This is a genomic window from Ruegeria lacuscaerulensis, from assembly GCF_013034685.1.
GTDB lineage: Bacteria > Pseudomonadota > Alphaproteobacteria > Rhodobacterales > Rhodobacteraceae > Ruegeria > Ruegeria lacuscaerulensis_B.
This window is the reverse complement of the sequence record NZ_WQGO01000001.1, coordinates 638,610-649,986: the sequence shown is the minus strand read 5'-3', so window position 1 is coordinate 649,986 and position 11,377 is coordinate 638,610. Positions and strand designations below refer to the sequence as shown.

Sequence of the window (11,377 nt, the reverse complement as noted above, 5' to 3'; positions counted from 1 at the left end):
TGGGACGAAAATGGACATAGACAACCTGAGTGACAGGATTTTGGACGGGGACCGGCGTGCGCTGGCCCGCGCGATCACTTTGGTCGAAAGCGGCCGTGCTGACCACCGGGCGCAGGCGGGTGAACTATTGGCGCGTCTGGCCAATTCCGGGCGGCAGGCGCTGCGCATCGGGCTGTCGGGCACGCCGGGCGTTGGCAAATCCACATTTATCGAAAGCTTCGGCATGATGTTGATCGGGCAGGGGCTGCGCGTTGCTGTTCTTGCGGTCGATCCCAGCTCGGCCCGGTCCGGCGGGTCCATTTTAGGCGACAAGACCCGGATGGAGCGTCTGAGCCGCGAACGCGCCGCCTTTATCCGCCCGTCCCCAAGCCAAAGCCATTTAGGTGGTGTGGCCCGTCGCACCCGCGAGGCCATCGCCCTGTGCGAGGCCGCAGGGTTCGACGTGGTTCTGATTGAGACCGTTGGCGTGGGGCAATCCGAAACCGTGGTGTCCGAGATGTCGGACTTGTTCCTGCTCTTGCTCGCACCGGCGGGCGGGGACGAGTTGCAGGGGGTCAAGCGCGGCATCATGGAAATGGCGGATATGATTCTGGTCAACAAGGCGGATGGGGACCTCAAGGCCACCGCGACCCGTACCTGCGCTGACTATGCGGGAGCATTGCGGCTATTGCGCAAGCGCCCGCAGGACCCTGAGGGCTTTCCCAAGGCAATGACGGTTTCAGCCGTCGAAGAACACGGGTTGGAACAGGCTTGGGTCGAGATGCAGGCGCTTAGCCAATGGCGCCGTGAAACAGGTCAATGGGCAGCGAACCGGTCCGATCAAGCCTGTTTCTGGTTCGATCAGGAGGTGCGCCATGCCCTGCTGGCCAGGCTGGAAACGTCCGAGGCCAAAGCTGAAATGGCATCGTTGAATGCCAAAGTCGCGCAAGGGGTGCTCAGCCCGGCTGCTGCTGCGCAACAGATGCTGTCTCATCTGGTTTAGGGGGCTATCAGTGGGGTGTTCTTTTTGCGAATTTTCCTGACAAAACCATGATGTGACTGGTGCGCCCCGGCGTCATGCAGCAAAGTCAAAGAATTCCGTTGATCCGTCTTGACCCTCTCGGCGATTCCCACTAAACGCATCCAACCAGTTTTCGGGCGCGACTTCGGGTTGTGCCCCTTGTGATTTGGCCGAGGGCGTTTTGCCTGGCCTCCAGAAACAAAGGAAGAAACCATGTCGCGCCGTTGCGAACTGACCGGAAAAGGCCCGATGACTGGCAACAATGTCAGCCACGCCAAAAACAGAACTCGTCGTCGTTTCCTGCCCAACCTGAACGACGTCACCTTGCAGTCCGAAGCTCTGGGCCGCGGCGTTAAGCTGCGCATCTCGGCGGCTGCGCTGCGCTCGGTCGACCACCGCGGTGGTCTGGACGCGTTCCTGGCCAAAGCCAAGGACGAAGAGCTGTCGGCCAACGCGCTGAAAGTGAAAAAAGAAATCGCTAAGGCACAGGCCTCCGCCTAAGCTTTTTCCGATCTGCGAATTTTGGCCCTGCACCTGTCCGGTGTGGGGTCTTTTCGTTTGTAGTCAGGGCATTACGAGAAAAGCACTTCCAGCGTGACAATGTTCACATACAGTTGGCTGACGTAGGGTTAAGCTTAGTCATATTCATCTGGCGGAGTTCACTCTCATGTCTTTCAAATCCTACGATTTTCTTGCCCTGTTGACCGGTTTTTTCGGCAATACCTTTGGGACAGGTTTTCGGATGCAACGTCAGGTGAACCGGCTGCATACGAGCTTGACCAAAGGGTCCGTAAAACGACCGGAATTGGACCGCTGACGGTTCATTTCAAACCAAGGGCTTCTAGCGCTGCCGATTGTGCTTGAAGCCCGCTTTCCCTCGGGCTTATACCGTGGGTCAGAGTGAGACCCGTTCTGAAATATCTCTTGCCTTACATGCTATCGCTGCTGGTTGTCCTGACCGGTCAGAGCGTTGCGGCCTCGCGCGGGGTGGATGCCGCTGTTGGGCAGATGGTGCTGTGTACGGGTACGGGGCCGGTGGTGGTCTATATGGATGCCGAAGGGCAACCGACGCAACCGCCGCACTATTGTCCGGACTATGCGCTGACATTGCTGGGGGCGATTGACGCGCCGCATGTGGACGTTCCGCCTGCGCCGCGCCCCAAGGTTGCCGTGCCGGCACGCACGCGCGGAAATCTGATCGCGGCACCCCGTCCACATCATCCGGCGCGCGCGCCTCCGGCCCGGATTTGATCGCAAAATCAGTTCGTTCAAATTCTCAAGTCAGGAGAGGCGCAATGCCCTTTTCATCCAAATTCATGGCGGTGCTGGCCGCTGTTACCTTTGCTTCTGCCGCTATGGCGCAGGACACTATCACGGTCGAGGATGCCTATGCGCGTTCGGCCGGTAAAGCAGCCAAGGCCGGGGCGGCCTTTATGGTGATCCAAAACAGTGGCGATGCCGAGGACCGGCTGATCGGTGTGCAATCCGACGCGGCGGCACGGGTCGAGTTGCACACGCATCAAATCGACGCGAATGGCGTCGCAAAGATGATCCATGTTGAGGAAGGCTTTGTGATCCCGGCGGGCGAGTCGCATATACTGAAACGCGGCGGTGATCACGTGATGTTCATGGGACTTGCCGCTCCGTTCGAACAAGGTGAGACGGTTCCTGTGACGCTGATCTTCGAAAAAGCCGGTGAGGTCGTTATCGAGGTTCCCGTCGATTTGGAACGTCACGATACGGGCGGCCACGGGTCGCATTCTAACTAGGCCTACGCCTGTCTTCGGGCCGCGATGCGGCCGTCATCCATGCGTCAGGCCGGGTAAAACCCGGCCTGTTTGCGCCTTAGCGGTTAACGACACGCGGGGCGACCCGGTCATGGGCGCGTTTGAAGCGGGCTGCCAGAAAGAACATGACGGCAGAGAAGGCCAGGGCCGAGAAGGCGATCGCCCAGCCAAGCGCGACCATGCCACTACCGGGCCAAAACAACAGGACCAGCCCGATGATTAGGGCAACGATCCCCGAATTGCGAACAGTCCCCGCATCTGGGTTGCGTTCGGGCATTTGTCGCCACGCCATCAGCGCGCCGATCCCCACGATCAGCGCCCATGCGCCCAGCAGGAAAAAGGTCAAGCGCGCGACGCCTTCGGGCCAGATCAGTAGTACCAGACCGATCAGCAGCGCGCCGACGCCAACACCGCCGATCAGGCCGCGCCGCCCGAACCCCAGCAGGGTGAGGCCGCCATCCAATACCAGCAACACCCCCACCAGCCGCAGCAGTAGTGCGATACTACCCGTGGGCCAGAACAGCGCTGCAATTCCCAGCGCGCCTGCCAGAAGGCCGCGCAGCAGGAAGGTCCACCACAGATTGGCCAGTTGATCGCCCAGCGCATCGCGGCTGTCCATGCTGTGTGCCTCAAGGATCTCTGGCTGCGGGTTGTTCGGGTCGGTCATTGGGGCCTCCGGTATTGGCAGGGTTATTCAGCCCCAAAATAAATCGTTTTTCAACCGCAGGTTAGGAATGTGTCAGCAATCCGTCGACCCACTGCGGCACGATCTGAGTGGCTGGGCCCAGAATGACTTCATCATACCGCGAGGCGCCATCCGAGGGATCAAGGTTCAGTTCAGCCGTTCGCGCTCCGGCCAAGGCGGCCTCGTGCACGAACGCGGCCGCCGGGTAGACCTGACCTGACGTGCCGATTGATGCAAAAACGGTCGCCCCTGCCAAGTGGTCGTAAATGAGGTCCATGTGATATGGCATCTCGCCGAACCAGACCACGTCGGGTCGGGCACAGGGGGCGGCGCAGGCCGGGCAAACCTCGCCCACGGACATCTCGGGTGGGGCAGTCCAGCGATGATCGCAAGTGGCACAGAGTGCTCCTGCAAGCGTGCCGTGCATGTGCAGGACGTTTTTGGCCCCGCCAGCCTCGTGCAGGTTGTCAACATTCTGGGTGACGATCACAACCTCCGACGGAAAGTCGCGTTGCAGGCGGGCGAGCGCCAGATGGGCAGCGTTGGGCTGCGCTTTGGCAGCCTGAATACGGCGGGCGTTGTAAAAGCCGTGAACCAACGCTGGATCACGTGCAAAGCCTTCGGGCGTGGCGACGTCTTCGATCCGGTGCTGGGACCACAGACCGCCTTCGTCGCGAAATGTGCCCAAACCGCTTTCGGCTGAAATTCCGGCCCCTGTCAAAATGACGATCTTTCCCATCTTTGCCTCACGCGCTACACTTTGCCCGATGAGCCACCGTATCCTGTTTGTCTGTCTGGGCAATATCTGTCGTTCCCCTGCCGCCGAAGGTGCTTTTCGTGCCCGTGCGCCCCATTTTTTCACCGATAGCGCCGGGACCTCGGGCTGGCATATCGGTGATCCGCCTTATGGGCCGATGCAAAAGGCGGCGCGGGGGCGTGGGATCAAGCTGGACGATCTACGGGCGCGGCAATTTGTGGCCGAGGATTTCCACCGGTTCGATCTGATCATCGGAATGGATGCCGACAATATCGCGAATATCGAGCATCTGCGCCCTGCGGGAAGTGACACTCCGGTTCGTTTGCTGACCGATTTTGCTCCGCAAACTGGTGCGGACCATGTGCCTGATCCCTACTATACCCGCGATTTTGATGGAGCCTTGGACCTGATTGAAGCAGCCGTTGAAGGCCTTGAGGCGCATCTGCGGGGTTAGCCCATCACCTTGAGCCTGTCTGACAGCCACGGCAGTTGCGATAGCGCCGGGTCCACGATCTGGCTGCGCATCAGGCGGCGCATCATATCGGCCACCTCTTGCGGGACCTGATCGGACCAATCGGTGCGGGTGAACAGGGAAATCATCCTCGAGAAGTCCCCAAACGGGGCTGGGTGCGCCTCTAGGCCGTCATGGAACCGGGCGGCGCGCATGAACCCCAAGGGCGTGGTGATGGCCCAGCCAAGGCCGCGCGCAACCATCGCCATCAGCGCAAGATGTGAGCCGATCTCGAACCGTTCCTCGAACTCCAGTTTCTGACGGGCCAGTTGGGCCTCGATCTGGCGGCTGATAAGCTGTTCACGGGCGTAGCGCAGAAAGGGTAGGGTCTGCACCGCATCCTGCGCTCCTTTTGGAGTGACCAGAATGAACGGATCCTGCACCAGCGGGTATTCGGCTACGCCTTCAAGCACTTCACCGGAATGCGCTGATACAGCCATGTGCAGGCGCTGGGCTTCTAGGTCGGCGAACAGGTCAAGACTGGGCAGGGTGATCAGCTTGAACTTCGAACGCGTCAGGCTGTCGGCCAGCAATGTCGCCAGCCGGGGAGTCAGGTCATTGTCGAAATCGTCGATCAGCCCGATGGACAGGGTAGTCAGATGGCCCAGATCCATCACGGTCAATTCGCTCTGGGCCATTTGTAACTCGGCCAAGACGGTCTCGGCGCGTGCCAGAAAGCTGCGCCCAGCCTGCGTCAGCCGCATCGGGCGACGTCCATGGTCGACCAGTTCGGTGCCCAATGCGTTTTCCAGATTGCGCAATTGCTGACTGACTGACGGCTGGCTGAGCCCGGTGATCTCGGCCGCCTGCGCCACCGAACCGGTGCGCGCCAAGGCCTCGAACACTTCAAGTCCCCGCAGAGTAAGCCCTTTCATCACCATCGAACACCTCTTTCATTGCGCCTTTTCTGGGGCGCAGGGCGGGTCAGGTCAAGGATGCTGAGGTGTTTAGCTACAGATCGCCTGCGCCATCTGGCCGAAATTCTGATACCGATCCCAAAGAGCATCATCGCGCGCGCTGCGCGACATCTTCAACTCCTGCGCCTTATGAGGATCAGCGAACCATTTCGAGACGGTCTTTTGGTCGCTGCGCGTCAGCGCCTGATCGGCCACGCGCTGAATGCAGGTGCACCGATCCCGTGTCGCTGCCGACCGGTCCGATGCCAGACACGCCCGCTTGATTTGCGCGGCCTCAACAGCCAACGGAGAGCTTGCCACGGACGCAGCACAGAATGCGATTAGGAAGAACTTTTTCATGCTCATGCCTCGTTTTTGCCTGCCCGGAGGGATCTTGCGCCCCTCTCGGCTTTCGACAGAGTATGAATCAAACTGGATTCGGGATCAATCAGGCGTTGCAAAATTGTGATTGCGCAGTGGAACAAAGTCGCCTTTGCTAAGGCAAACCATCGGATTTGAAACTAAAATGCTTAAGAAATACGGCCGCACATTCCATTTGCCGCAATCCCCCGGGGCCACCAGCGATGACAAGATCATGCGCAGTGTCGGCGGGTTGATTGCCGCAAATGAGGTTGTCTTTACCGAGAAAATGGACGGTGAGAATACGACAATCCACAGTCAGGGCTGCCATCCGCGCAGCCTTGATGCCCGATACCATCCGTCGCGCGATTGGATGAAAGCCTTTGCGGCTGGAATCTCGCCTCAACTGGCCGGGGATGAGCGCATAGTTGGCGAATATCTCTTTGCGCGCCACTCTATAGCGTACCGCGCGTTGCCATCCTATTTTCTGGGTTTTGCGTGGATTAAGCAGGAGGAGGTTCAGGCCTGGGACGCGACTCTCTTGCGCTTTGCCGAACTTGGGATCGCATCCGTCCCAGAACTGTATCGCGGGCGGTTTTCGGATCAGGTTGTCAGCACGGTTCTTTCCGATCTTGATCTGGAGAGGCAAGAGGGTTTCGTCGTTCGAGACTTTGCAGCATTCCCAGAGCGGGATATGCCAACGCACCTGGCGAAATACGTGCGCGAAGACCATGTGCAAAGCGACACGCATTGGATGAATGCCGAACTGATCAAAAACGAGTTGGCTTCATAAGCAGCAGACCCGGAAACAAAGGGGTTTGCCGGGTGCGGTCCTACCTTGACCAGCGCCCGTTTTCGAACCATATCCCGTCGCTATGACAGACCTCGCTCATATCCGCAATTTCTCCATCGTCGCGCATATCGACCATGGCAAATCCACCCTTGCTGACCGGCTCATCCAAGAGACCGGAACGGTCAAGGATCGCGACATGAAGGAACAGCTGCTCGACAGCATGGATATCGAGCGGGAACGCGGCATCACCATCAAGGCCAACACGGTCCGCATCGACTATACCGCCGACAATGGCGAGGCATATGTGCTGAACCTGATCGATACCCCCGGCCACGTGGACTTTGCCTATGAGGTCTCACGGTCCATGCGTGCGGTCGAAGGGTCTTTGCTGGTTGTGGACTCGACCCAAGGGGTCGAAGCGCAGACGCTGGCGAATGTCTATCAAGCCATCGACGCCGATCATGAGATCGTGCCAGTGCTGAACAAGATTGACCTGCCCGCGTCCGACTGTGACCGCGTGGCCGAACAGATCGAGGACGTGATCGGCATCGACGCGACCGACGCCATTCAGGTCAGCGCCAAGACGGGGCAGGGCATCCACGAGACGTTGGAAGCCATCGTGCAGCAACTGCCCGCACCACAAGGCAATCTGGACGCGCCGCTCAAGGCGATGCTGGTGGATTCGTGGTACGACGCCTATCTGGGCGTGATCGTCCTGGTCCGCATCATGGACGGCACGCTGAAAAAGGGGATGCGGGTCAAGTTCATGTCGAACAACACCCTGCACCACGTCGACCGCGTCGGAGTCTTCCGCCCCGAGATGGAGATGGTCGACAGCCTAGGCCCCGGTGAGATTGGCTTTCTGACCGCTTCAATCAAACAGGTCCGCGACACCCGCGTCGGGGATACCATCACCAATGACCGCAACGGGACTGAGGACGCGCTGGACGGCTTCAAGCCCGCGCAGCCGGTTGTGTTCTGTGGCCTCTTTCCCGTCGACAGTTCCGAATTCGAAGACCTGCGCGATGCGATCGACAAACTGGCGCTGAACGACGCCTCGTTCTCGTTCGAAATGGAAACTTCGGCAGCACTTGGCTTTGGCTTCCGCTGCGGCTTCCTCGGGTTGTTGCACCTTGAGGTCATCCGCGACCGGATCGAACGTGAATACGATATCGAGCTCATCACCACCGCGCCGTCGGTGATCTATCACGTCTACATGAAAGACGGCGAGATGATCGAGCTGCACAACCCTGCCGACATGCCCGACCCCTCCAAGGTCGACCATATCGAGGAACCGCGCATCAAGGCGACCATTCTGGTGCCCGACGAATACCTCGGCGACGTGCTGAAACTGTGCCAGGACCGCCGTGGTATCCAGCTGGACCTGACCTATGCGGGCAGCCGCGCCATGGTCGTCTATGACCTGCCGCTGAATGAGGTCGTCTTTGACTTCTACGACCGCCTGAAATCGGTGACCAAGGGCTACGCATCCTTCGACTACCAGATGACCGGCTATACAGAGGACAATCTGGTCAAAATGTCGGTGCTGGTGAATGACGAACCCGTCGATGCGCTCTCGACCATGGTCCACCGCGACCGGGCTGAGATGCGGGGCCGGGCAATGTGCGAAAAGCTCAAGGACCTGATCCCGCGCCATATGTTCAAAATCCCGATCCAGGCCGCCATCGGAGGCAAGGTCATCGCCCGCGAGACCCTCTCGGCCCTGCGCAAGGACGTGACCGCCAAGTGTTACGGAGGCGACGCCACCCGGAAACGCAAACTGCTGGATAAGCAGAAGGCGGGGAAAAAGAAGATGCGCCAGTTCGGGAAGGTCGATATCCCGCAGGAGGCGTTTATTTCAGCGCTCAAAATGGACAGCTAAGGCTGTCCATTTCTTCCTCTTGGTTTGTCTAAGTTTACGCGGATTCTGGATCGGCGTCCGATTGTCCGAGGTCGGTGAGTTCAGTCCAGACCGCCTCAGGTATGTCCCAATGGGCCCACTCAAGCGTTTGGTTTACATGCTGGGGCGACGTCACCCCGCAAACTGTTGAAGCAATGTTTGCATCTCGAAGCGAGAATTGCAGCGCCAGCGCGCCCATTGGAATGTCGTATCGGGCACAGATATCTTCGACCGCGCGCACAGGCGCGAGCATTTCTTCTGTTGCCGGCCGGTAAACGTAAAAGTGGTGAACCGCGCTACCTCTTGCCAGAATTCCTCCCGCGTAGGGTGCTGCATTTAAGACGGTGACACCCTTGGAAACGGCTTGTTCGATTAGGGGCGAAGCATTCACGTTTACAAGTGTGTGCCGGTTATGCGTCATCACGACATCGAAGTCCCAGTCGCGCAACATAGGCGACAGGACGTCCAGCCGTCCGCCGGCCAAACCAACGGCAGTTGCAAGGCCTTCCTCTTTGATTTTGAACAATTCGTCCAGCGCACCTCCGCTGCGCGTGATCTCTGACATATCACCAGCGTATTCCGGGTCGTGCAGGTGAAGGATGTCGACGCTGTCTACGCCGAGTGCCATTAAGCTTTGCTCTAGCGATCGCCTAGCTTGGGTAGCGTCGAACACGCTCGTCTCCATGTCGCGGTCGATTTTCGTGGACAATACACAGCCTTCTGGCAAACCACCGAGTTCACGAATTACGCTCCCAATGCGGTCTTCACTCCGGCCCATGGCATAGCCGCGGGCGGTATCGATAAACCCGTCGGGGCGGGTAAGTATTGTACGCAAGGTTTCTCGCGCCCTATTCTCATCAACTTCGTAGCCATAAATTTGCGGAATGCTACCTATCCCTGTTGACCCAAAACCAATTCGAGGAATTCGCACCCCGGTTAGACCGATTTCGTGAAACGTCGTCATTGCTCCTCTCCCTGAAAATTCGAATTAGAATATATGAATATTCTGCGGGACTGTTATGCACTTCAAGCTTGAGGGCTGAGTAAAATCACTTGAAATCCAAACAGGATATCCGAATCTGTGATCCAGCTCACAGCCCAACTTTTTAAAACTTGTTAGTTTTGACCTAGCGGCAACTTCGGCAGGAGGCCCCTATGTCCATGGTCCCCATAATCGCCCTCGGATCGGCAGGTCTCTATTCCATTGCCATGATCTCGATGAAGTTCTGGTGGAAAATCCCCGGCCTCGGCCTTAGCCTGTTGATCGTGGCAACCCTGCTGGCCGCCGCAACGCTGGAGCTTGCCGCGCTGCGCGAGGAGCGGTTGGGCATCATCTATACCGGCATTCTGGGGGCCGAGGTTGTGCTGATCGCCATCGCCTCGTTCTTCTTGTTCGGTGAAGACTTCTCGATGCGAGAAGGGGTCGGGATTGCCTTAGTTGTCGCCGGAACCGCCTTGGCGTGGGCCTGATTAACCGCAATCTAAACCCTTCATGAAGCTTCCTTCACAAATGTTGTAACGTGTCCGCCTCCTCCCAATCTGTTGAGCAGGCCAGCATCGGCCCGGACACAAACGGAGGAGAGACCATGACCAGATTTATGACTGCCGGAGCAGCCGCTTTGGCCACGAGCCTCAGCCTTGCCACCGCAGCCGCAGCCGATACGCCGGACCTGCGCGGGACGTGGACGGGCAGCTATACCGCCGTCGGGCCGAACCGGACCTCGACCGGGGACGCGCCTCGGTTCAACAACGCCGAGTGGGTTCTGGATATCCAAAAGCAGCAGGACAATGTGTTTTGGGGGCCCAGTAAGTGGCGTCCGAATGCGGCTCAGACCTGGCGGGTGATGGACGCGACTGGCACCATCAGTCTGGATGACCCGACCCGGATCAGCATCGTCGAAAGCTCGGCCAACCCCGAGATCGGTGTGAATGCGCTGATTGATGCTCGGTATGAGGACGGCAAAATTTACGCGGATTTCCGTAGCCTGCGTCGTGGAACGACCTACAGCACCGTTCTGGAACGGCAGGTGAACTGAAGCGACCCTGACTCGGACGGGCTGTAGGGGGTACCGGCTGCTTAGGTATGCCGCGGCGTAGTAGGTAATTCCGGCCGGGTCAGGGCGCTTCTCAGGACTACCCGTCTCCGCAGGGAGGAGGCGGTTCGGGCGGCGGCGCGCCCCACATGCAACAGGCTTTTGGTCCTTTCCGCCAGATACGCGGCGTCTCTTGGCGGCAGGGGATTGGGCCCGCGACCTTCAGCGCGGTGTTGCAGTGGTTCGATGCTGTCGCCCGAGCTCTCTGGTTTTTCAGGTCGAATTGCGCGGTTTGATTCGGATTGGCAACGTGATTCTGCCTCTGCACCTTCAGGAAACCCATTTGCGGGTGCAGAAACGGGTGCGAAGGAGGTCATTTTCACAGACGGGAGTTTTCCGTACTCAACAGCCCCTCGCGGCTGGGTTTCCAGACTTGTCCACAAATTCATCCCTGCGGATATCAACACTTTATCCACGGCTAATTTTCATGCTGCGGTGCTATTTTCTTGCCGGACTGCGGATCGGATGTAACAGTTTCGTTATCGCCAAGGCCTTTAGGGGTCACGGCGGGACGCAAAGGCCAAAGGGGCTACGCGGATGATGGGGAACTTTCGGGTTTTTCTGTGATCGCAGCGGGTTACCGGCTGGTTTCAAG

Annotated in this window: 14 protein-coding genes; 9 read left to right on the top strand and 5 right to left on the bottom strand. The window is 58.8% G+C overall.

All coding sequences use genetic code 11. The annotated features are described in order from the left end of the window. Positions 1-10: 10 nt before the first annotated feature. The 4 genes from meaB to GOV80_RS03235 all read left to right on the top strand — a co-directional run bounded on the left by meaB (position 11) and on the right by GOV80_RS03235 (position 2,769). Entirely contained in the window at positions 11-982 is a 972-nt protein-coding gene (gene meaB, locus GOV80_RS03250) for a methylmalonyl Co-A mutase-associated GTPase MeaB (RefSeq protein WP_170782816.1), read from the top strand. A gap of 231 nt (positions 983-1,213) precedes the next feature. Further along, positions 1,214-1,501, top strand: a complete 288-nt coding sequence (rpmB, locus tag GOV80_RS03245) for a 50S ribosomal protein L28 (protein ID WP_170326827.1) — start codon at positions 1,214-1,216, stop codon at positions 1,499-1,501. Positions 1,502-1,900: 399 nt separating this feature from the next. Beyond that, the gene (locus GOV80_RS03240; protein WP_336510113.1) at positions 1,901-2,251 is read left to right on the top strand and encodes a hypothetical protein; all 351 of its coding nucleotides are present in this window, start codon (positions 1,901-1,903) and stop codon (positions 2,249-2,251) included. Between the two features lie 44 nt (positions 2,252-2,295). Then, positions 2,296-2,769, top strand: coding sequence for a copper chaperone PCu(A)C (locus tag GOV80_RS03235; RefSeq protein ID WP_170782815.1), 474 nt, complete (start codon positions 2,296-2,298; stop codon positions 2,767-2,769). Positions 2,770-2,845: 76 nt separating this feature from the next. Here GOV80_RS03235 and GOV80_RS03230 read toward each other — a convergent pair whose 3' ends face one another. Both GOV80_RS03230 and GOV80_RS03225 read right to left on the bottom strand, forming a co-directional pair. Further along, complete coding sequence (locus tag GOV80_RS03230) at positions 2,846-3,454, bottom strand: HdeD family acid-resistance protein (protein WP_170782814.1); 609 nt, start codon at positions 3,452-3,454, stop codon at positions 2,846-2,848. Between the two features lie 61 nt (positions 3,455-3,515). After that, the gene (locus GOV80_RS03225; RefSeq protein ID WP_170782813.1) at positions 3,516-4,211 is read right to left on the bottom strand and encodes an NAD-dependent deacylase; all 696 of its coding nucleotides are present in this window, start codon (positions 4,209-4,211) and stop codon (positions 3,516-3,518) included. A gap of 28 nt (positions 4,212-4,239) precedes the next feature. Here GOV80_RS03225 and GOV80_RS03220 point away from each other — a divergent pair, with 28 nt between their 5' ends. Beyond that, positions 4,240-4,683, top strand: a complete 444-nt coding sequence (locus GOV80_RS03220; protein ID WP_170782996.1) for a low molecular weight protein-tyrosine-phosphatase — start codon at positions 4,240-4,242, stop codon at positions 4,681-4,683. On the opposite strand, the gene GOV80_RS03215 is transcribed toward GOV80_RS03220, so the two are convergent. Next, positions 4,680-5,621: a LysR family transcriptional regulator gene (locus GOV80_RS03215; RefSeq protein ID WP_170782812.1), complete on the bottom strand. Its 942-nt coding sequence runs from the start codon at positions 5,619-5,621 to the stop codon at positions 4,680-4,682. The two genes, GOV80_RS03220 and GOV80_RS03215, sit on opposite strands and share 4 nt — an antisense overlap. 66 nt (positions 5,622-5,687) lie before the next feature. Beyond that, complete coding sequence (locus tag GOV80_RS03210) at positions 5,688-5,996, bottom strand: hypothetical protein (RefSeq protein WP_170782811.1); 309 nt, start codon at positions 5,994-5,996, stop codon at positions 5,688-5,690. A 166-nt stretch (positions 5,997-6,162) separates the two neighbouring features. Between GOV80_RS03210 and GOV80_RS03205 the strand changes: the two genes are divergently transcribed. Both GOV80_RS03205 and lepA read left to right on the top strand, forming a co-directional pair. Next, the gene (locus tag GOV80_RS03205; RefSeq protein ID WP_170782810.1) at positions 6,163-6,789 is read left to right on the top strand and encodes an RNA ligase family protein; all 627 of its coding nucleotides are present in this window, start codon (positions 6,163-6,165) and stop codon (positions 6,787-6,789) included. 82 nt (positions 6,790-6,871) lie between these two features. Further along, positions 6,872-8,671, top strand: a complete 1,800-nt coding sequence (lepA, locus tag GOV80_RS03200; RefSeq protein WP_170782809.1) for a translation elongation factor 4 — start codon at positions 6,872-6,874, stop codon at positions 8,669-8,671. 34 nt (positions 8,672-8,705) lie between these two features. On the opposite strand, the gene GOV80_RS03195 is transcribed toward lepA, so the two are convergent. Beyond that, the gene (locus tag GOV80_RS03195) at positions 8,706-9,653 is read right to left on the bottom strand and encodes an aldo/keto reductase (protein WP_170782808.1); all 948 of its coding nucleotides are present in this window, start codon (positions 9,651-9,653) and stop codon (positions 8,706-8,708) included. Between the two features lie 191 nt (positions 9,654-9,844). On the opposite strand from GOV80_RS03195, the gene GOV80_RS03190 reads away from it, so the two are divergent. Beyond that, positions 9,845-10,159 carry a hypothetical protein gene (locus GOV80_RS03190; protein ID WP_237215608.1) on the top strand — a complete coding sequence of 105 codons (315 nt, stop codon included), beginning with the start codon at positions 9,845-9,847 and terminating at the stop codon, positions 10,157-10,159. Between the two features lie 116 nt (positions 10,160-10,275). Further along, positions 10,276-10,725, top strand: coding sequence for a hypothetical protein (locus GOV80_RS03185; protein WP_237215606.1), 450 nt, complete (start codon positions 10,276-10,278; stop codon positions 10,723-10,725). Positions 10,726-11,377 lie beyond the last annotated feature (652 nt).